The sequence below is a fragment of the Streptomyces sp. NPDC040589 genome (genome assembly GCF_055594445.1).
Window position 1 is genome coordinate 74,901 of the sequence record NZ_JBVIWP010000012.1, and the last position, 22,141, is coordinate 97,041.

The window sequence follows — 22,141 nt, forward strand, 5'->3', positions numbered from 1 at the left end:
GCTGCCAGCGCTGAACCCGTTACCTCCCTCCAAAGGCGAACTAGTGTCTCCACTGCACGCCTAACAGGTGAGAGGGAATCCATGCCGAAAACACTTGATTCGGGGATTCTGGGGACGATCGGCGACACACCTCTGGTGAAACTGGAGAGAGTGTTCCCCGGAGAACGCTCGCAATTCTTCGCCAAGATCGAGCGGTTCAACCCAGGTGGCAGCATCAAGGACCGAAGCGGCCTCAACATGCTTCTTGAGGCGCTGCGCAACGGCGAGATCACGCCGGGGCGTTCCGTGGTCGTGGAATCGAGCTCGGGGAATCTGGCGGTCGGGCTCGCCCAGATCTGCCGGTACTTCGATCTGCGCTTCATCTGCGTGGTCGACGCCAAGACCACGGAGCAGAACCTGGCCATCATGCGGGCCTACGGGGCCGAGGTGGTGGTGATCGACGAGCGGGACCCCGCGACCGGCGAGTTCCTGCCGGTGCGGCTGCGCAGGGTGCGGGAGCTCGTGGCGAGCATCCCGCACGCCTACTCCCCGAACCAGTACGCGAACCTGTCCAACCCGCGGGCCCACGAGCGGACCATGCGGGAGATCGTGGAGGAGCTCGACGGGCGGCTCGACTACCTCTTCTGCTCCGTCAGCACCTTCGGCACGCTGCGCGGCTGCGCCGACCACCTCCGCAAGGAGGGGCTGCGCACCAAGATCGTGGCGGTCGACGCCCAGGGCAGCGCCATCTTCGGCCAACTGCCCACCCGGCGGCTGATCCCGGGGCACGGTGCCTCCGTCGTCCCGGCCCTGATGGACCCGGCCGCGGCCGACGAGGTCGTTCACGTCTCCGATCTCGACTGCGTGGCGGCCTGCCGCCGCCTCGTGGTCCGCGAGGCGATCCTGGCCGGCGGTTCCTCCGGGGCGACGCTCGCCGCGGCGGAGCGGATGCTGCCGCGCATTCCGCCCGGCTCGGTCAGCGCCCTGATATTCCCCGACGGAGGGGACCGCTATCTCGACACCATCTATTCCGACGACTGGGTGCGCGAACACTTCGGTGAAGTGTCGCACCTGTGGAAGGACTGAAACTCCCGATGCTCGTACTGCGCAAGGCAGACGTAGAGAAATTACTGGGTGGGAGGGAGAAGGAGCACATCGAGCTGGTCCGGCAGACCTACTCCCTGCATGACAAGGGTGCGACGGCCGTACCGCACTCGATATTCCTGCGCTTTCCCGACGAGCCCGCGAACCGCATCATCGGACTCCCGTCCTACCGCGGCGGCGAGAATCCGGCAGCGGGGCTGAAGTGGATTTCCTCGTTCCCCGCGAACATCCACTCCGGAATCGCCCGTGCCAGTGCGGTGATGGTGCTCAACTCGCTGCGCACCGGACACCCCGAGGCGTTGCTCGAAGCCTCACTGATCTCGGCCGCGCGGACCGCCGCGAGCGCCGCCCTCGCCGCCGACATCCTCACCGAGGGCCGGCGTCCGCGGGGCGTCTCCCTCATCGGCTGTGGCGTCATCAACCTGGAGATCCTGCGCTACCTCCGGGCCGCGATCGGCACGCTCGGCGAGATCACGCTCTTCGACACCTCGCGTGTGCGCGCCGAGGAGTTCGCCCGCCGCTGCCATGAGCTCCTGCCGGACGCCGAGGTCACCCTCGCCGACAGCATCGAGGACGCCCTGGAGGCGCAGCGCCTCGTCTCGTTCGCCACCAACGCGGGCGAGCCGCACGTGGACCTCACGCCCGCCGCACCCGGCACCGTGGTCCTGCACGTCTCGCTGCGCGACATCGACCCGCTCTCCATCAACGGCGCGCACAACATCGTCGACGACGCGGACCACGTGTGCCGCGAGCGCACCTCGCTGCACCTGACCGAGCAGGTCACCGGCGGCCGCGCCTTCATCGACGCCTCCATCGGCCAACTCATCAACGGGTCGGTCGCGTTCACGCCCGACCCGGACAAGGTCACCGTCTATTCGCCGTTCGGTCTCGGGGTCCTCGACCTGGCCCTCGCCGTCGACGTGCACGCCACCGCCCGTGAGCTCGGCATCGGTGTGGAGATCACGGACTTCCTGTCCTGACCCGGCCCGTGCCCGTACGCCGCCCTTTCCCAGCCCCTTCCGTACATCCACACGAGGAGAACCATGTCCCAGCAGTCCGCCGCCCCCGAGTACCGCGTCGTCCTGAACGCCGAGGAGCAGTACTCGATCTGGCCCGCCGGCCGTGAACTGCCCGCCGGGTGGAACGCCGAGGGCACCCAGGGCAGCCGCGAGGAGTGCCTCGCCCGCATCGACGAGGTGTGGACCGACATGCGCCCGCTGAGCCTGCGCCGCCGCATGGAGTCCCAGGCCACCGCTGCCTGAAATCCACCGCCTGAACGTCACTTCGGAGAACCGTCCAGTACGCCAGGTCATTGAAGGAGCACCTGTTGAACGCCGCACAGTTGCCGGGGAACACCCTGAGCGGAACCGTCCCGCCCACCCTGCCCGCGCTCTTCGCCGCGCAGGCGGGCCGTACGCCCGGCGCGGCTGCCGTGCTGGACGGCCCACGCACGACGACCTACCGGGACCTGGCCCACGCCGCCGGGCGCACCGCGCGTTTCCTGCGCTCGCAGGGCGTGGGCCCGGGCTCCCTGGTCGGGGTGTGCCTCCCCCGGGGCACCGAACTCATCGCCACGCTCCTCGGGGTGTGGCAGGCGGGCGCGGCCTATCTGCCGCTCGACGCCGGTCATCCGCACGGGCGCCTCAGATCCCTGGCCTCCCAGGCCGGTGCCGAACTCGTCGTCACCACAGCCGCACTGCGCGGGCCGCTCGGGGAGGACGGCCCGCGCGTCCTGAGCATCGAAGAGCTGACCACCGCCGCCGAGGACGGCCCGGCCGTCCCCGCCTCGGCGGACCCGGCCTCGCTCGCGTACACGATCTTCACGTCCGGCTCCACCGGCACCCCCAAGGGCGTACAGATCACCCACGAGGGCATCGCGAACCGGGTCGCCTGGGCCGTGCGCGCCCAGCGGCTCGGCGCCGGCGACCGGATCCTGTTCAAGACGTCCGTCGGATTCGACGCGGCGGGCTGGGAGATCTTCGCGCCGCTGGTCTGCGGAGCGAGCGTCGTCGTCGCGCCGGACGGCACCGAGAAGGACGCCGCCGCGCTGCTGAAGGCCGTCGCCGACGGCGGCGTGACCGTGCTGCAGCTGGTGCCGTCGGTGCTGCGCCTGCTGGTCGAGGAACCGTCCTGGGAGGGCTGCGGCGCGCTGCGGCTGCTCGCGTCGGCGGGCGAACCGCTGCACGCCGAACTGGTCGAGCGGGTCAGGGCGCTGGCAGGCCCCGGCATCGAGGTCTGGAACACCTACGGGCCCACGGAGTGCTCGATCGACATCACCGCCCACAAGGCCGACCCGGCGCAGAAGACCGGACCCGTCCCGATCGGCCGGCCGCTCACCGGGATGCGGGTCCTCGTTCTCGGGGCGGACGGCCGCCTCGCGCCCAAGGGCGTCACCGGCGAGCTGTACGCCGGCGGCGTCGGCCTCGCCCAGGGCTACGCGGGGCGCCCCGACCTGACGGCGGAGCGGTTCGTGCCCGACCCCTACGGTCCGCCCGGCGCCCGCCTGTACCGCACCGGCGACCTGGTGCGCTGGAACGCGGCCGGTCTCCTGGAGTACCAGGGCCGTGCCGACGGTCAGCTCAAGGTCAACGGCGTACGCATCGAGCCCGGCGAGATCGAGGCCCAGCTCGGCGCGCACCCCGAGGTCACGGGCGCGGCCGTCGTCGCGTTCCGCACGCAGGAGGACGCGGTACGCATCGGCGCCGCCGTCACCACGCGCGGCGAGCTCACCGGGAGCGACCTGCGCCGCTTCCTGCGCACCCGGCTGCCCGACAGCCATGTCCCCTCGCTGTTCCGCACGTTCGACGAGCTGCCCCTGACGCCGAACGGCAAGATCGACCGCGTGGCTCTGACCGCCGCCCTGGAGCAGGGCGACGACCTCACCGGGCAGGGCGCCTACATCGCCCCGCGCAACGCGGCCGAGGAGAAGGTCGCCGAGGTGTGGGCGGCGCTGCTGGGCCGCGAGAAGATCGGTGCCACCGACGACTTCTTCGCCCTGGGCGGCACGTCGCTGCAGCTCACCCGGCTCGCGGCCCGGCTGCGCGCCACCGGTGTCACCCTGTCGATGCGCGGCCTGTTCAGCGCCACCACGGTGGAGGCCCAGGCCCGGCTGATCGGCGCGCGGGACGCGGACAGCGCCCCGATCCCGGCGGTCGACCGCGCGGGCCGCCTGGCGCTCTCGTCCGGGCAGCGCAGGCTGTGGTTCCTGGACCGGATGGCCCCGGGCAGCCGCGAGTGGGTCGCCCCGCTGATCCTGCGCCTGCCGGCCGCGACCACGCCGGACGAGCTGCAGTCGGCGCTGACCGCGCTCGGCGGCCGTCACGAGGCGCTGCGTACGCGGTACGTCGACGAGGGCGGCGAACCCCGTCAGGTGATCGGCGCCGCGCACCCCGTGGAGCTGCGGGTCGTCGACACCGGGCGCGAGCGGCTCGCCGAGCACTTCGAGGAGCAGTTCGCGCGCGGCTTCGAGCTGGCGACCGGGCCGCTGTGGCGGGCGCTGCTGGCCCGCATTCCCGGCGAGGACCACGTGCTGCTCGTCACCCTGCACCACATCGCGTGCGACGGCTGGTCCACGGTCGTCCTGGAGCGCGAGCTTCAGGAGCTGTGCGCCGCCGCCCGGGAGGGCCGCGAGCCCGTCCTGCCCGCGGTCGGCGTGCAGTACGCGGACTACGCGGCCTGGCAGTCCGGACGGCAGACGGAGGAGTTCGTCGCGGGCGAGCTCGCCCACTGGCGCACCGCGCTCGACGGCATCGCCGCGCTCGACCTGCCCGCCGACCGCCCACGGCCCGCCGTGCGCGACCCGCGCGGTGCGGTCGTGCCGATCCGGATCGAGCCCGGGCTGGCGGCGGCCGTGGAGCAGCTGAGCCGTGAGAACGCGGCGACCCCGTTCATGACGCTGCTCACCGCGTTCGCCACGGTGCTGGCACGGCAGACCGGCCAGTGGGACGTGCCCGTCGGCACCCCGGTCGCCGGCCGCACCCGACCGGAGCTGTCCGGCACCGTCGGCTTCTTCCTCAACTCCCTGGTGGTGCGCTGCGGGCTCGGTCCCGAGCTGCGGTTCGACGAGGCCCTGGGCCGGGTGCGGGCCGCGGCGACGGCCGCCTTCGCCCACCAGGAGCTGCCCTTCGACCGCCTGGTCGACGAGATCCAGCCGGAGCGCGACCTGTCACGCACGCCGCTGTACCAGGTCGCCTTCGACATGCACAGCGAGGGCGTCACCAGCATCGCCACCGACGCCGCCGACCTGCGCGCCTTCGCCGAGTCGTGGACCGTCGCCAAGACGGACCTGTCGGTGTTCATCGGACGCTCGGCGGACGGCTCCCTGGAAGGCGTCCTGGAGTACGCGGTCTCGCTGTTCGACGCGGCGACCGTGGAGCGGGTACGGGAGCAGTTCGTGCGCCTCCTCGAAGAGGTGACCGCCGACCCGTCGGCGCGCCTGGCCGAGGTCGCGCTGCTGTCCGACGCACAGCGGCGCCTGATCGCCACGGAGTGGAACGCCTCCGCCGCGGACTTCGGTGACGCGAGCGTGTGCGCCCGCTTCGAGGAGCAGGCCACCCGTACGCCTGGTGCTCCCGCGGTCGGTTTCGCCGGTGAGGTGGTCACGTACGCGCAGCTCGATGTGCGGGCCAATCAGATCGCGCACCATCTGCGTGCGTCGGGCGTGAGCGGTCCGGGTGCCGTCGTGGGTGTGCTGCTCGACCGCGGCCCGAACCTGGTGGCGAGTCTGCTGGGGGTGTGGAAGGCGGGCGCGGCGTACGTGCCGATCGATCCGTCCTACCCGGCGGAGCGGATCGCCTCGATGCTGGAGAGCGCGGAGGCGGGCACCGTCCTGACGCATTCCGCGTACGCGGATCGTTTCGGTGGTGACCTGGACGTGATCCTGGTGGACCGGCATGCGTCCTTGATCGATGGGCGGCCGCGGTCCGCGCCGGAGCGCGTGGAGGATGCCGAGGCGCTGGCGTACGTCATCTTCACGTCGGGTTCGACGGGCCGGCCCAAGGGTGTCGCGGTCACGCACCGGGGTCTGGCCAATCACGTCGCCTGGGCGGCCCGGGATCTGGCCTCGCGGGGGACGACGGGTGCGCCGCTGTTCTCCTCGGTGGCCTTCGACCTGGTGGTTCCCAACCTGTGGGCGCCGCTGGTCACGGGCCAGCGGGTGCACACCATCGCGCAGGACACCGACACGGCCGACCTGGCACGGGAGTTGGTGGCGGCGGGCCCGTTCAGCTTCGTCAAGCTGACGCCCGGACATCTGGAGGTGCTGGCGGCGCAGCTGACCGCGCGGGAGGCTTCCGCTCTGGCGCCGGTGCTGGTGGTCGCCGGTGAGGCGTTGACGCGGGCGACGGTGGAGCGGTGGCGGGCGCTGGCGCCCGGGACCGAGCTCGTCAACGAGTACGGGCCGACCGAGGCCTCCGTCGGCACCTGCGTCTTCCCCGTCACCGAAGCCGAGACCGGCGAGGTCATGCCGATCGGCCGCCCGCTGCCCAACATGACGATGTACGTCCTCGACGAGCGGCTCGCTCTCGTGCCCGTCGGAGTGCCCGGCGAGCTGTACGTCGGCGGTACCGGCGTGGCGCGCGGCTACGCGGGCCGGCCCGGTCTGACGGCGGAGCGTTTCGTGCCGGACCCGTACGGCCCGGCGGGCGCTCGCCTGTACCGCACCGGCGACCTCGCCAGGACCCGCCCGGACGGCTCCGTGGAGTTCCTCGGCCGCCTCGACGACCAGGTGAAGATCCGTGGCTATCGCATCGAACCCGGCGAGATCCAGACCGTCGTCGCCGAGCACCCGGCGGTTCGTGAGGCGGTCGTGGTGGCGCGTCAAACGGCGGCTGGCGACCATCAGCTCGTCGCGTACCACGTCCCGTGGGACGACGCGGAGGTGAGCACGGCCGACGAGCTCGCGGCGCACTGTGCCGCGCGGCTGCCGGAGTACATGCTCCCCGGCCACTACGTCCCGCTGGCCGAGATCCCCCTCAACGCCAACGGCAAGACCGACAAGCGGGCCCTGCCCGCACCGGACGCCGCCGCCACGGACGCCCCGCAGGGCCGGATCGCTCCGCGCACCGCCACCGAGGAACGCCTCGCGGAGATCTGGACCGAGCTCCTCGCGGTCGAGCCCGGCATGACGGACAGCTTCTTCCACTCCGGCGGCAACTCGATCCTGGCGATCCGCCTGATCGCCCGCATCCAGGAGGAGTTCGACATCGACTTCACGGTCCGGGCGGTCTTCGAGGGCCCGACGGTGGCTCAGCTGGCCGTGGCCGTGGAACGGGAGATCTTCGCGGACCTCGACGGACAGGACGCGGCCGGCGGGCCACGCCTGTCGGATCCCGACGAGGCGGTGGACGCCGACGACCCGTCCGGCATCGCCGACCCGCCGGAGCCCGAGGGCCCCTCGGAGCCCGACGACCCGTCCGGCCTCTTCCGGCCCGCGGACCTCGACGACCCGTCCGGTCTCGCCGGCGCCTCCACCCACCACCCCGACCCCGCGATCAACGGCCACGCGCCGGTCAAGGAGACAGCATGAGCACCGGTGCCGACACGCCCCCGGGCATCGACACGGACGAGGCACGCGACATGATCGTGCGGCAGCGGCTCGCCGGGCGGCGGCGTGCGCGCAGAAGCGCGATACCCAAGGCGGACCGGAACGCCCCGCTGCGCCTGTCGTACGGGCAGGAGCAGATGTGGTTCCTCAACCGCCTCGACCCCGACAGCACCCAGTACCTCGTCCCGCTGCTCGTCCGGCTGACCGGGGCCCTGGACGCCGGCGTCCTGGCCGACGCCTGGCAGCGGCTCACCGACCGGCACGAGATCCTGCGCACCCGCTACGGGCTGCACGGCGAGGAGCCGGTGCAGATCGTCTCCGAGCGGGAGCGGGTCACGCTGCCCCTCGAAGACCTCACGCACCTGCCCGGGGACGAGCGCGAGGCACGCGTCCAGGCCGTCGTCACCGGCGAGGTCTTCGTGCCGTTCGACCTGGAGCGCGACCTGCCGGTGCGGGCCCGTCTGATCCGGCTCGGCGACGAGGAGCACGTGCTCGCCGTCGTCTTCCACCACATCGCCTGCGACGCCTGGTCCACCGAGATCGTCGGGCAGGAACTCAGCGCCCTGTACGCCGCCCTCGTGAAGGGGGAGCAGCCGAGGCTGCCCGACGTCGCCGTCCAGTACGCCGACTTCGCCGCCTGGCAGCGCGCCGAGATGTCCGGCGCCACCCTGGAGCGGCACCTCGACCACTGGAAGGGTGAGCTGGCGGGCATCACGCCGATCGAGCTGCCCACCGACCGGCCCCGCAAGGCCGTCAGGGACGCGAGGGGTGACACGGTCGCCTTCTCCGTCCCGGCCGTACTCGCCGCCCGCGTGCAGGAGTTCGCCCGGGAGCGGGCGGCCACCCCCTTCATGGTCGTGCTCGCCGCGTTCCAGAGCCTGCTGGCCCGGCACACCGGTTCCGCCGACGTCACCGTGGGCACGGTCGTGTCCGGGCGGGGGCGCCCCGAGCTGCAGGGCATGCTCGGGTACGGCATCAACACGCTGGCGCTGCGCGGGAGATGGGCCGACGGAACCTCCTTCCGCGATCTCGTCGACGCCACCAAGGGCACCGTCCTCGGCGCCTTCGACCACCAGGGCGTCCCGTTCGCCCGGCTGATCGACGCCGTGCAGCCCGAGCGCGACCTGTCCCGCAACCCGCTCTTCGACGTCGCCCTGACCATGCACGGCGAGCGCACCGGCGCCTTCGCCCTGCCGGGCATCGCCGCAGAGCCGTACCGGGCCGAGGGCGACGCCGCCAAGTACGACCTCGACCTTCAGCTGCGCCAGGACGCCGACGGCACGCTGCACGGGCACCTGGAGTACGCCGTCGAGCTGTTCGACCGGGCCACCGCCGAGCGCCTCACCGGGCAGCTCGTCCGCCTCCTCGACGCGGCGACCGCGGACCCGGACGCCGACCTGGCTCACCTGTCCTTCCTCGGCGCGGACGAGGTGCGCCTGCTCACGCAGGGCGCGGCCGTCACCGGCGAGGTCACCCGCACCGTCCACCGGGCCTTCGAGGAGCAGGCGGCCCGCACCCCGGACGCCGTCGCCGTGCACGCCGCCGGCGAGGAGCTGACGTACGCCGAGCTCAACGAGCGCGCCAACCGCATCGCCCACCACCTCGTCGGCCTGGGCGTCGGCCAGGAGACCCTGGTCGGTGTCTGCCTGGAGCGCGGCGCCGACCTGATGCCCGCCCTGCTCGGCGTCCTCAAGGCGGGCGGCGCCTATCTGCCGCTCGACCCCTCGCAGCCCGCCGACCGCATCGGTTACATGCTCCAGGACGCCGCGGCCCCGGTCGTGGTGACCGAACGCGCCCACGCGGAGCTCCTGAACGGTCTGCACGACGGGCCCGTCCTCGTCCTCGACGGGGAGGAGGGCCGCGCCGCGCTGGCCGCCCGGCCGGTCACGGACCCGGCCCCGCGGACCGACGCCGACAGCCTGGTCTATGTCATCTACACCTCGGGCTCCACCGGCCGCCCCAAGGGCGTCGGCCTCACCCACGCCAACGTGGAGCGCCTGTTCACGGTCTGCGCGGACCAGACCGGGTTCCGCACCGACGACGTGTGGACGCTGTTCCACTCCTACGCCTTCGACTTCTCCGTGTGGGAGATGTGGGGCGCGCTGCTGCACGGCGGCCGGCTCGTCGTCGTGCCGAAGGACGTCTCGCGCGACCCGTCCGCGTTCCTCGACCTGCTCGTCGAGCAGCGCGTGACGGTGCTCAACCAGACGCCGTCCGCGTTCCGCGCCCTGGTCGCCGCCGCCCGCGAGGGCGATCCGAGGGTCGGCGAACTGGCCCTGCGCACCGTGGTCTTCGGTGGCGAGAAGCTCGAAGTCGCCGACCTGCGGCCGTGGGCGGACCGACTCGGCCTGAACACCCCCACGCTCGTCAACATGTACGGCATCACGGAGACCACCGTGCATGTCACGCACCACCTCCTCGACGAGGACGACCTCGCCCGGGGCTCCGTCAGCCCGGTCGGCGTCCCCCTCGACGACCTCGCCGTCCGCATCCTCGACGCGCACGGCAACCTGGCACCGATCGGGGTGCCCGGAGAGATCCACGTCGCGGGCCGCGGCGTCGCCCGCGGCTATCGCGGCCGCCCCGCCCTGACCGCCGAGCGGTTCGTGCCCGACCCGTACGGGGCGCCGGGCGACCGTCTGTACCGCAGCGGCGACATCGCGCGCCGCCTGGCCGACGGCAGCCTGGAGTTCCTGGGCCGCAACGACGCCCAGGTGAAGATCCGCGGCTTCCGCATCGAGCTCGGTGAGATCAACGCCGCGCTCACGGCGCTGGACGGTGTGCGTGACGCCGTCGTCGTGGTCCGGGAGGACACCCCGGGCGACAAGCAGCTCGTCGCCTACGTCGTCCCCGCCGGCGGCGCCGCCCCCGACCCCGCCGGGCTGCGCGCCCTGCTCGCCCGCGAACTGCCCGAGTACATGGTCCCGGCGACGTTCGTCACCCTCGACGCGCTGCCACTGACCGACAACGGCAAGCTCGACACCAAGGCGCTTCCCGCGCCCGCCGCGCACGTGGCCGCATCCGAGTACGTCGCGCCGCGCTCCGGCCTGGAGGAGCGCACCGCCGCCGTCTGGGGCGAGGTCCTCGGTGTCGACCGGGTCGGCGTCCACGACAGCTTCTTCGACCTGGGCGGACACTCGCTGCGCGCCATCACCCTCGCGGGCCGGCTGCGCGAGGCGGGACTCGACGTCGGCGTCCGCGACCTGTTCGAGTACCGCACCGTGGCCCTGCTGTGCGAGCAGCTCGCCGACCGGGCGCCGGTCACCACCACCCACGGCGTACGCCCGTTCGCCCTCATCGGCGACGAGGACCGGGCCGGGCTGCCCGAAGGCGTCGTGGACGCCTACCCGATGTCGCAGGTGCAGATCGGCATGGTCGTCGAGATGCTCAGCGACAGCGGCCGGCACCCGTACCACAACGTCACGTCCTTCCGGGTCCCCGACGACCGCTCCTTCGACCTCGAGGCGCTGCGCGCGTCGGTCGCCTCGGCCGTCGCCCGGCACGATGTGCTGCGCACGTCCTTCGACCTCAACTCCTACGTCGTGCCGATGCAGTTGGTGCACGAGCAGGTCGAACTGCCGGTGGAGGGACGCGATCTGCGGGGCCTCGGCGACGAGGCGGTGCGGGACGCGCTGCGCGCCTTCACCGAGGAGGAGCGCTCCCGGCTGATCCCGCTGGACAGCGCGCCGCAGCTGCGCCTGTACGGCACGGCCTGCGACGACGGCAGCTGGTGGCTGACGATCACCGAGTGCCACGCGATCCTCGACGGCTGGAGCCACCACTCCCTCCTGATGGAGATCGTCGAGGGCTACCACCGGGCCCGCGACGGGCAGCCCGTGGACGCGCCGGACGCCCCCGCCGTGCGGTTCGCCGACTTCATCGCCGCCGAGGTCGCCTCCCGGGAGGCCGGCGACGACCGCGCGTACTGGACCGGCATCATCGAGGGCCACACGCCCTTCACGCTCCCCGAGGCCTGGGCGGGCGACGGGGTCGCGGGCGCCCCGCACCGGGTCAAGGTCCCCTTCCACGATCTGGAGCCGCGGCTGCGTGCCCTGGCGTCCACCGCCGGCGCCTCGCTCAAGAGCGTGCTGCACGCCGCCCATCTGAAGGTCCTCAGCACGGTCACCGGTGACGAACGCTTCTTCACCGGCCTGGTGTGCAACGCCCGCCCCGAGGCCCTCGGCGCCGACGGCCTGTACGGCATGCACCTCAACACGCTGCCGTTCGCCTTCGACGGCGCCTCCGGCACCTGGCGCGACCTGGTGCGCCGGGTCTTCGAGCGCGAGGTCGAACTGTGGCCGCACCGCGGCTACCCGATGCCCGACATCCAGCGGCAGGCCGAGGAGGGGCAGCGGCTCGTCTCGGTCCGCTTCAGCTACCACGACTTCGACCAGGTCGACCGCGACCGGGTCGACTACCTGGCGAGCATCGACGACAGCCCCACCGAGTTCCCGCTCGGTGTCTCGGCCCGCCTCGGCCACCTGTTCCTGACCGGCGGCCGCAAGCACGTGTCCGCCGAGGCCCTGGACCGCCTCGCGGGCACCCTGCGCGAGGTCCTCGTGGCGATGGCCGCGGACCCGGAGGGCGATGCGGCTGCCTCGTACCTCCCCTCCGCCACCAGGAAGACGCTCCTGGAACAGGGCACGGGCGAGCGTGCCGACTTCGGTGACGCGAGCGTGTGCGCCCGCTTCGAGGAGCAGGCCGCCCGCACTCCCGGGGCGCCCGCGGTCGGTTTCGCCGGTGAGGTGGTGACGTACGCGCAGCTCGATGTGCGGGCCAATCAGATCGCGCACCATCTGCGTGCGTCGGGCGTGAGCGGTCCGGGTGCCGTCGTGGGTGTGCTGCTCGACCGCGGCCCGGATCTCCTGGCGAGTCTGCTGGGGGTGTGGAAGGCGGGCGCGGCGTATGTGCCGATCGATCCGTCCTACCCGGCGGAGCGGATCGCCTCGATGCTGGAGAGCGCGGGCGCGGTCACCGTCCTGACGCACTCCGCGTACGCCGACCGCTTCGGCGGTGACCTGGGTCTGGTTCTCGTGGACCGGCATGCGTCCGTGATCGATGGGCGGCCGCGGTCCGCGCCGGAGCGTGCGGAGGATGCCGAGGCGCTGGCGTACGTCATCTTCACGTCGGGTTCGACGGGCCGGCCCAAGGGTGTGGCGGTCACGCACCGGGGTCTGGCCAACCATGTCGCCTGGGCGGCCCGGGACCTGGCCTCGCGGGGGACGACGGGTGCGCCGCTGTTCTCCTCGGTGGCCTTCGACCTGGTCGTCCCCAACCTGTGGGCGCCGCTGGTCACGGGCCAGCGGGTGCACACCATCGCGCAGGACACCGACACGGCCGACCTGGCACGGGAGTTGGTGGCGGCGGGCCCGTTCAGCTTCATCAAGCTGACCCCCGGGCACGTCGACGTCCTGGCCTCCCAGCTGACCGCTCAGGAGGCCTCTGCTCTGGCGCCGGTGCTGGTGGTCGCCGGTGAGGCGTTGACGCGGGCGACGGTGGAGCGGTGGCGGGCGCTGGCGCCCGGGACCGAGCTCGTCAACGAGTACGGGCCGACCGAGGCCTCCGTCGGCACCTGCGTCTTCCCCGTCACCGAAGCCGAGAACGGCGAGGTCATGCCGATCGGCCGCCCGCTGCCGAACATGACGATGTACGTCCTGGACGCGCAGCTCGACCAGGTCGCGGTCGGTGTCGCGGGCGAGCTGTATGTCGGCGGTACCGGCGTGGCGCGCGGCTATGCGGGCCGGCCCGGTCTGACGGCGGAGCGTTTCGTGCCGGACCCGTACGGGCCGGCGGGCGCTCGCCTGTACCGCACCGGTGACCTCGCCAGGACCCGCCCGGACGGCGCCGTGGAGTTCCTCGGCCGCCTCGACGACCAGGTGAAGATCCGCGGCTATCGCATCGAACCCGGCGAGATCCAGACCGTCGTCGCCGAGCACCCGGCGGTCCGCGAGGTGGTCGTCGTCCCGCACGAGACGGCGACGGGAGACATCCAGCTCGTCGCGTACTACGTCCCGTCCGGCTCCGGCACGAGTGCCGCCGAACTCGCCGAGCACAGCGGTGCCCGGCTGCCCGACTACATGCTCCCGGCGGCCTACGTCGCCCTCGACGAGATCCCTCTCAACGCCAACGGCAAGACCGACAGGCGGGCCCTGCCCGCGCCGGACGACACCGGCCCGGACGGCGGCACGTCCTATGTCGCGCCGCGCACCATCACCGAGGCACGGGTGGCGGCCATCTGGTCGCAGGTCCTCGGCCTGGAGCGGGTCGGCGTCCTGGACGGCTTCTTCGAGCTGGGGGGCCACTCCATCCGCGCGGTCGCCCTGGTCGGTGCCCTGCGTACGGCCGGCTTCGACGTCGGCGTGCGGGAGGTCTTCGAGTACCGCACGGTCGCCGAGCTGAGCGAGTTCCTCACCGGGCGCCCGGCGCCGCAGGAGAGCGCCGCGCCCGTCGAGCCGTTCGCACTGCTCGCCGACGAGGACCGGGCCGGGCTGCCCGAGGGTGTCGTGGACGCGTACCCGATGTCGCAGGTCCAGCTCGGCATGCTCGTCGAGATGCTCGCCGACGACGAACGGCGGGTCTATCTGAACGTCGCGTCGTTCCGCATCACCGACGGCACCCCGTTCGACGCGGACGCCCTGCGCGCCGCCCTCGACGTGGTCACCGGACGGCACGAGATGCTGCGGACCTCCTTCGACCTGGACGCCTTCACCCAGCCGCTGCAGATCGTGCACCCGAAGGCCCGGATCCCGCTGACCGTCGAGGACCTGCGGCAGCTGTCGGAGGGCGCTCGCGAGCTGCGCATACGGAACATCATGAGCGAGGAGCGGGCCCGCGGGCTCGATCTCGCGGCGGCACCGCTGCTGCGCATGACCGCCCAGGTCGAGGCCGACGACTCCTGGCGACTCGTCGTCACCGTCTCGCACGCCATCACCGAGGGCTGGAGCCACCGCGCCCTCCTGATGGAGCTCCTCGACGTCTACCGCGCCCTGCGCGAGGGCGGCGCCCCCGCTCCCGTCGAGGCCCCGCCGGTGCGTTACGCCGACTTCATCGCGGCCGAACTGGCCTCCCTGGACTCGGCGGAGGACCGGACGTACTGGCAGGACCTCATCGGCCGGTACGCACCGTTCGCGCTGCCCGCCGACTGGGCGGGGGACCCCGCCGAGCCGAGCGAGAAGTACCGGCTCGCCGTGCCCGTGCACGACCTGGAACCGCGCCTGCGCACCCTCGCCACCCAGGCACGGGCGTCGTTCAAGAGCGTGCTGCTCGCCGCCCACCTGAAGGTCATGAGCACCCTCACCGAGGAGGACGGCTTCTTCAGCGGCCTGGTGTGCAGTGCCCGCCCCGAGATGCCCGGCGCGGAACGCGTCTACGGCATGTACCTCAACACCCTGCCGTTCGCCTTCGACCGCACCGCGGGCAGCTGGACCGACCTGGTCCGCCAGGTCTTCGCCCGCGAGGCCGAGGTCTGGGACCGCCGGCGGTTCCCGATGCCGGTCATCCAGCGGGACGCGGGCGCCGGCCGTCTGCTCCACGTCCGGTTCAGCTACCAGGACTTCGACCACGTCGACGACAAGCTCGTCGACGCCGGGGCCAGTGGCGGCGAGGGCGGCACCGAGTTCGCGCTCGCGGTCTCGGCGGTCTCCGGGCACCTGCTGCTCACCACGCACACCCACGCCCTGGCCCGCGCGCGGGGCGAGCGTCTGACCACCCTGTACCGGCAGGTCCTGGAGGCCATGGCCGACGACCCGCAGGGCAGCGCCCAGGACACCTGCCTGCCCGCACAGGAGCGGGAGTGGCTGCTCGCGCAGAACGACACGGCCCGCGACTTCCCGGAAGCGACCGTCCTGCAGCGCTTCGAGGAACAGGTGGCCCGCACCCCCGACGCCGTCGCCCTACGGCACGCGGGCGGCGAGCTGTCGTACGCCGAACTCGACGCCCGGGCGACCCGGTTCGCCTACCGGCTGCGCGCGGCGGGCGTCGGCGCCGAGTCCACGGTGGGCGTGCTGCTCGACCGCGGACCGGACCTGCTCGCGACGCTGCTCGCGGTGTGGAAGGCGGGCGGCGCCTACGTGCCGATCGACCCGTCCTACCCGGCCGAGCGCATCGCCTCCATGTGCGAGAGCGCGGCCGCGCGGCTCGCCGTGACGCAGGAGGGCTACGCGGACCGCTTCCCCGGTGGGGTGCCGGTGCTGGACATCGCCCGGCTGGCCGACGGCACGGGCGAGTTCGGTGCGGTGGCCCGGGCCGACGATCCCGAGCGGCTCGCCTACGTCATCTTCACCTCCGGTTCCACCGGGCGCCCCAAGGGCGTCCAGGTCCCGCACCGGGGCCTGGCCAACCACGTCGCCTGGGCGGCGGACGAGCTCGCCGCGCGGGGCACGGGCGGTGCCCCGCTGTTCTCCTCGGTCGCCTTCGACCTGGTCGTCCCCAACCTGTGGGGGCCGCTGGTCACCGGCCAGGCGGTGCACGTCGTCCCGCAGGACACGCAGCCCGCCGACCTGGCGGCCGCGCTGCTCGACGGCGGCCCGTACAGCTTCGTCAAGCTGACCCCGGGCCACCTGGACATCCTCACCGAGCAGCTCACCACCGAGCAGGTCGACCGGCTCAGCCGGGTCTACGTCGTCGCGGGCGAGGCCCTGCCGGGCTCCACCGCCAACCGGTCCCTCGAAGTCCTCGGCTCCGGCCGCATGATCAACGAGTACGGGCCGACCGAGGCGTCCGTGGGCTCCACCATCCACCCCGTCACCGACCACGTCGCGCTCGACGTCGTCCCGATCGGCCGCCCGCTGCCGAACATGACGGCGTACGTCCTGGACGCGGCGATGCGCGAGGTGCCGGCCGGTGTGGTCGGCGAGCTGTACGTCGGCGGCACGGGCGTGGCGCGCGGGTACGCGGGCCGGCCCGACCTGACGGCCGAGCGGTTCGTGCCCGACCCGTACGGGCCGGCGGGCAGCCGCCTGTACCGCACGGGCGACCGGGTCCGGATGCGGGCCGACGGGAACATCGAGTTCCTCGGCCGCCTCGACGACCAGGTCAAGATCCGCGGCTACCGCGTCGAACTCGGCGAGGTCCAGGCCGTGCTGGCGGCCCACCCGGCCGTCCGGGACGCCGTGGTCGCCGTGCACGAACCGACGCCCGGCGACAGGCGACTCGTCGCCTACTGCGTGCCCGCGGAAGGACGGCCGCTGCCGGACGCCGCGGCTCTCGCCGAGGACTGCGGGGCGCTGCTGCCGGAGTACATGGTGCCCTCCGCGTTCGTCGCCCTGGACGCGATCCCGCTCAACGCCAACGGCAAGGTCGACCGCAAGGCGCTGGCCGCGCCCGACCGTTCGGCGATGCGCTCGGGCCGCGAGTTCGTGGCGCCGCGCACCGACACGGAACGCACGCTCGCCAAGATCTGGTCCGAGGTGCTCGGTGTCGACGAGATCGGTGTGCACGACGAGTTCTTCGAGCTCGGCGGACACTCGATCCTGATGATCCAGGTGCTCGCGGCGGCCCGCCGCGAGGGTCTCGCGGTCTCGGTCTGGCGCATGTACCAGCACGGCACGCTCGTCGACCTGGCCGCGGCCATCGACGAGGACAGGGCGGCCGCCGCCGCGGAGGAGGCCGCCCAGGCCGCCGAGGCGGAGCCCGCACCGGTCGAGGTCCCGGCCGAGCTGCTCGCCTCACTCCTGCGGCAGGCCGCCGGCGGCGACGCCACGCGCCTCACCGAGGGGCCGCTCGCCCAGGTCGCGGCCCTGCTCGGCGGAGCGCCGGCCACCGCCGAAGCCCAGGAGACGGTCGCTCTCGACGACCTGGACGCCCTCATGGCCGAGCACCGGGTGCCCGGCGTGAGCCTGGCCCTGCTCGGCGCGGACGGCTCGGTGCGCACCCACGCGGCCGGCGTCCTCGCGGTGGACGGCGACCGTCCGGTGACCCCGGACACGCTGTTCCAGGTCGGTTCGATCAGCAAGCACGTGGCGGCGTTCGCGACCCTGCGGCTCGTCGCCGAGGGGCGCATCGGCCTCGACGACTCCATCGACACGCACCTGACGTCCTGGCGCCTCGACGATTTGGACTCGGCACCCGGCGCGGTGACCGTCCGGCACCTGCTCGGGCACACCGCCGGGCTCGCCCGGCACCGCAGCGTCGGATTCCCGCCGGGCGGCGAGGTCCCCACCCTGCTGGACCTCCTGGAGGGCACGGGCGCGGTCTCGACCCCGCGCGTGCGCCGCCAGCTGGTGCCCGGCTCCACGTTCCGCAAGTCCAGCACCCACTACTGGGTCCTCCAGCAGCTCCTGGAGGACGTCACCGGTGAGGCGTTCCAGGACCTCGCGCACCGCCTGGTCCTCGCGCCGCTCGGCATGACGGGCAGCAGCTTCGACCAGGACTTCCCGCGCACGTCGGGGCGGCCGGTGGCACTCGGCCACCACGTCAAGGGCGTGGCCATGGAAGGGGGCTGGCGCGAACGCGCCCACCTCGCCGCCGCTGGACTGTGGACGACGGCCGAGGACATCGCCCGGCTCGCCCGGCAGGTGCGGGCCTCACTCCTGGGCCACGAGGGGGCGCTGCTGCCCCGCGCCGTCGCCCAGGAACTGCTCGCCACCCACCCGGGCAGCTTCTACGGCCTCGGCACCATCGTCGACGACACCGGCGGCGACGCCGAGTTCGGGCACGGCGGCGAACCCGCCGGCTACTGGAACCTCTCGCTCTCCCACCTCGGCAGCGGCGTCGGCCTGGTCGCCCTCACCAACTCCGACAGCGGCAAGGGCGTCGTCAAGCACCTGACCGCCCGGCTCGGCAAGGACGAAGAGTCCTTCGGCAAGGGCGAGTTGATGGCCGAGTGGGCGGCCGCCGGCACCGGCTCCGCCGCCCCCGCCGATCATCCGCTGCTCAGCCCCGTCGTCACCGACGAGGAGCGGGCATGACCACCCACGGCCCGCGTATGGCCACCACCCCCGGCCCGCGAACGGCCGCCACCACCCCCGGCCCGCGAACGGCCACCACCACCCAGGAGGACCCTGTGCACCACCCCCGCACACGCCACCTCATCTCCGTCGACGACCTCACCGACGACGACCTGCGCACCCTGGTGGCGGACGGTGTCGCCTTCCGCGCCGCCGACCGCAAGGGCGGCCCGAAGCCGCTGCGGGACGAGGTCGTGGGGATCTACTTCAGCAAGACGTCCACCCGCACCCGTACCGCCTTCTCCAGCGGCGCCCTGCGCCTGGGCGCCTCCGTGATCACCTACGGGCCCGGCGACCTCCAGCTCAACACCGGCGAGACCAGCGAGGACACCGGGGCCGTGCTCTCCCGCATGCTCGACGTCCTGGTGGCCCGCACCGCGGGTGACGAGGCGGAGATGCGGGCCTGGGCGAGCCAGCGGCGGATGTCCGTCGTCAACGCGATGAGCGCCGGGGAGCACCCCACCCAGGCCCTCACCGACCTCACCACGCTGTGCGCGCACTTCGGCCGGCTGGACGGGCTGCGCGTCCTGTACGTGGGGGAGGGCAACAACTCGGCCTCCGCGCTCGCCCTCGCCCTGAGCCGCTTCCCGGGCACCGAGCTGGAAATGCGCACCCCGCCCGGCTACGGCCTCGACCCGTCCTATCTCGCCCGGGCCGAGGCGCACGCCGCCCGCACCGGCGCGAGCGTGCGCGAACGCCACGACATGGACGACCTGCCCGCCGACGTCGACGCCGTCTACACCACGCGCTGGCAGACCACGGGCACCACCAAACCCGACCCGGACTGGCGGGACGTCTTCGCCCCGTTCCAGGTGGGCGCGCGGCTGTGGGAGACCAGCCCCAAGGCGGTGTTCCTGCACGACCTGCCCGCGCACCGCGGCGACGAGGTGACGGCCGAGGTCCTCGACGGGCCGCACAGCATCGCCTTCGAGCAGGCCGAGAACAAGATGCACAGCGCGATGGCCGTCCTGAAGTGGTGCCGGGCGGGCGGCCCGGCCGCACCGGGAGAGTGAGCGTCACCGACGGCCGGACGTCTCCCGCGCACCCGCAGGCGAAGGGGCCGGATCCGGTCCCGCTGCGACGCAACCGCGACTACCTCATGCTGTGGAGCGGCGCCGGGCTCACCCTGCTCGGCTCCCGCGCCACCTCGGTCGCCTACCCGCTGCTGCTGATCTGGTCCACCGGATCGGCGGCGGCGGGAGCGGTGGCCGCCTTCGCGGCTCAACTCCCTCATCTGCTGGTGCAGTTGCCCGCCGGCGCGCTCGTCGACCGGTGGAACCGGCGCCGCACGATGCTCGTGTGCAGCGCGGGCTGCGCCGTCTCCACGGCGAGCGTGGTCACGGCGGTCGCGGTGGGCCAGGTCCACTTGGCCCACCTGGCGGTGGCCGCGTTCGCCGAGGGATCGCTGATGGTCTGCCACCGCCTCGCCGAACGGGCCTGCGTCCGCCAGGTCGTGCCGGCGTCGCAGCTCACCGCGGCGCTCGCCGGGAACGAGGCGCGGGGGCGGGCCGCGGGCCTGCTCGGACAGCCGCTCGGCAGCGCCGCGTTCGCCGCCGCCAGGTGGTCGCCGTTCCTGCTCGGGAGCGTCGCGCACCTGCTGTCACTGCTCGCCGTCCTGTGCGTCAGGGCGCCGTTCGGCGGCAGACCGGCGGCCGCCCGGCGCAGGCTCGGGCCCGAGATCGCCGAAGGGCTGCGCTGGCTGTGGCGGCGCCGCTTCCTGCGCCGGATCACACTGCTGATCTCCGGCAGCAACGTGATCTTCCAGGCGCTGGCCCTGCTGCCCGCCTTCGTCCTGTACGAGGACGGGCTCTCGCCCGCGACGGTCGGCGTGATCGCGGCGATCAGCGGGGCGGGCGGCGCCGTCGGCGCCCTGTGCGGCGGCTGGGCCACGCGCCGCATCGGCATGGCCGGCCTGGTCCGCGGGGCGCTCGCGGTGTGGGCGCTGCTCGTGCCCGCCCTCGCCCTGACCCGGCAGCCGCTGCTCCTCGGAGCGCTGCTGGCCGGAATGAGCCTGGTGGGCGGCGCCGTCAACGTCGCCGGCGGCGTCCACCAGGTGCGCACCACACCCGATGCCCTCCAGGGCCGCGTCAACAGCGCGCTGCAGCTGGCGGGTTCGGGCGCCAACGCACTCGGCGCACTCGCCGGCGGAGTGCTCCTCGACTCCCTCGGCGCGGCCCGCACGGCCGCCCTGCTCGGTGCGGCGATGGGCGTCCTGGCGCTCGTCGCCGCGGCCTCCGCCCTGACCCGCCTCCTCGCCGCCGAGGAACAGCAGACCTCTCAGGAACAGCAGCAAGAACCCGTACGAGAACAAGAACAAGAAGGAGAACGCACCTCATGAACACGACCCCCAGTTGGAGTCCGCTGGTCATCACCCCGCAGAGCGCCGGGGTCGAGGCCTCGGCCGCCGGGCTGCTCAGGGTGATCGGCGACACCGCCGCCATCGACGACCAGCTCGTCAAGGAGAAGGCGCTGATCTTCCGCGGCTTCGGCGTCACGCAGGAGGAACTCGACCCGGTCATGGACGAGCTGCTGCCCAACCGGCTCGCCTACGTCCACGGCAACTCGCCGCGCACCAAGGTCGGCAAGAACGTCTACACCTCCACGGAGTACCCGCAGGAGTTCACCATCTCGATGCACAACGAGATGTCGTACGCCCACGCCTGGCCGGCCCGTCTGCTCTTCTTCTGCCAGAAGGCCGCCGAGACCGGCGGCGCCACGCCGGTGACCGACTCCGCCCTCTGGCTCGAGTCCCTGGACCCGGAGGTCAGGGAGGCGTTCAAGGGCGGCGTCTGCTACCAGCAGAACCTGCACGGCGGCCTCGGCCTCGGCAAGAGCTGGCAGGACACCTTCGAGACCACCGACCGCGCCGAGGTCGAGGCCTTTCTCGGACAGACCGGCGCCCAGTGGGAATGGAAGCCGGACGGCTCGCTGCGGGTGCGCCAGGTGCGGCCCGCGACCGCTGTGCACCCGGTGACCGGCACGGAGGTCTGGTTCAACCAGTCCGACCAGTGGCACCCGGCGGGACTCGGCGACGACACCGCCGCCGCGCTCGCCCAGATCATGCCCGCCGACGAACTGCCGCAGTCCGTCACATTCGCCGACGGCACGCCCATACCCGACGAGTACGTCCTCCAGATCCGTGACCGGGGCCTGGACGCCGCCGTGAACTGCGACTGGCGCACCGGTGACCTGATGCTCATCGACAACATGCTGGTCTCGCACGGCCGCCGGCCCTTCACCGGAACCCGCCGCGTGCTCGTCGCGATGTCCGACTGAGGTCCGATGAGCACCGCTGAGCGCGATGACCGCGCTCCGTGCGACAGCGGTGGCGTCCATCTGTTCCAGGGCGTACGCCGGGTGCCCGCCCGGTATCCGGCGGTGGCGCCCGCGGGCGTCCGGTTCGGGACGACGCCGTGCCCGTGGCGCGCGGGCCCCCGGCACGGCAGGCCCGTCGCCGGGGCGTCGCACACCGGACCGGAGCCCGAGTCGTCCCACGCGTGGCCGCACGGGGCCCTCGCGGTCACCTGCGCGGGGCAGGCCGTCGCCGCGTCGCCCGTCCTGACCCCGG

At 73.1% G+C, this 22,141-nt stretch carries 8 protein-coding genes; all 8 read left to right on the forward strand.

Annotated elements, in window-relative coordinates:
• The first annotated feature begins 81 nt into the window (after positions 1-81).
• The 8 genes from sbnA (at position 82) to ACZ58V_RS36625 (ending at position 21,849) form a co-directional block, all read left to right on the forward strand.
• Positions 82-1,065, forward strand: coding sequence for a 2,3-diaminopropionate biosynthesis protein SbnA (sbnA, locus tag ACZ58V_RS36590; protein WP_468192646.1), 984 nt, complete (start codon positions 82-84; stop codon positions 1,063-1,065).
• 8 nt (positions 1,066-1,073) lie between these two features.
• Positions 1,074-2,063 carry a 2,3-diaminopropionate biosynthesis protein SbnB gene (gene sbnB / locus ACZ58V_RS36595; protein WP_468192645.1) on the forward strand — a complete coding sequence of 330 codons (990 nt, stop codon included), beginning with the start codon at positions 1,074-1,076 and terminating at the stop codon, positions 2,061-2,063.
• Positions 2,064-2,126: 63 nt separating this feature from the next.
• On the forward strand, positions 2,127-2,345 hold the full coding sequence (locus ACZ58V_RS36600; RefSeq protein WP_468192643.1) for an MbtH family protein: 219 nt from the start codon (positions 2,127-2,129) through the stop codon (positions 2,343-2,345).
• Between the two features lie 65 nt (positions 2,346-2,410).
• Positions 2,411-7,609 carry an amino acid adenylation domain-containing protein gene (locus tag ACZ58V_RS36605; RefSeq protein ID WP_471295498.1) on the forward strand — a complete coding sequence of 1,733 codons (5,199 nt, stop codon included), beginning with the start codon at positions 2,411-2,413 and terminating at the stop codon, positions 7,607-7,609.
• On the forward strand, positions 7,606-18,534 hold the full coding sequence (locus ACZ58V_RS36610; protein ID WP_471295500.1) for a non-ribosomal peptide synthetase: 10,929 nt from the start codon (positions 7,606-7,608) through the stop codon (positions 18,532-18,534). The genes ACZ58V_RS36605 and ACZ58V_RS36610 overlap by 4 nt, the downstream gene beginning before the upstream one ends.
• Positions 18,531-19,586 (forward strand): ornithine carbamoyltransferase, encoded by a 1,056-nt coding sequence (locus ACZ58V_RS36615; RefSeq protein ID WP_471295502.1) that lies wholly within the window; start codon positions 18,531-18,533, stop codon positions 19,584-19,586. Before ACZ58V_RS36610 ends, ACZ58V_RS36615 begins: the two co-directional genes overlap by 4 nt.
• Positions 19,583-20,911 carry an MFS transporter gene (locus ACZ58V_RS36620; RefSeq protein ID WP_468192640.1) on the forward strand — a complete coding sequence of 443 codons (1,329 nt, stop codon included), beginning with the start codon at positions 19,583-19,585 and terminating at the stop codon, positions 20,909-20,911. Before ACZ58V_RS36615 ends, ACZ58V_RS36620 begins: the two co-directional genes overlap by 4 nt.
• Positions 20,908-21,849 carry a TauD/TfdA family dioxygenase gene (locus tag ACZ58V_RS36625; RefSeq protein WP_468192638.1) on the forward strand — a complete coding sequence of 314 codons (942 nt, stop codon included), beginning with the start codon at positions 20,908-20,910 and terminating at the stop codon, positions 21,847-21,849. Before ACZ58V_RS36620 ends, ACZ58V_RS36625 begins: the two co-directional genes overlap by 4 nt.
• Positions 21,850-22,141: the final 292 nt, after the last annotated feature.

What these genes read in the sequence shown, in the direction of transcription:
- sbnA (WP_468192646.1), top strand. Translation starts at nt 82, where the DNA reads ATGCCGAAAACACTTGATTCGGGGATTCTGGGGACGATCGGCGACACA.
- sbnB (WP_468192645.1), top strand. Translation starts at nt 1,074, where the DNA reads ATGCTCGTACTGCGCAAGGCAGACGTAGAGAAATTACTGGGTGGGAGG.
- ACZ58V_RS36600 (WP_468192643.1), top strand. Translation starts at nt 2,127, where the DNA reads ATGTCCCAGCAGTCCGCCGCCCCCGAGTACCGCGTCGTCCTGAACGCC.
- ACZ58V_RS36610 (WP_471295500.1), top strand. Translation starts at nt 7,606, where the DNA reads ATGAGCACCGGTGCCGACACGCCCCCGGGCATCGACACGGACGAGGCA.
- ACZ58V_RS36615 (WP_471295502.1), top strand. Translation starts at nt 18,531, where the DNA reads ATGACCACCCACGGCCCGCGTATGGCCACCACCCCCGGCCCGCGAACG.
- ACZ58V_RS36625 (WP_468192638.1), top strand. Translation starts at nt 20,908, where the DNA reads ATGAACACGACCCCCAGTTGGAGTCCGCTGGTCATCACCCCGCAGAGC.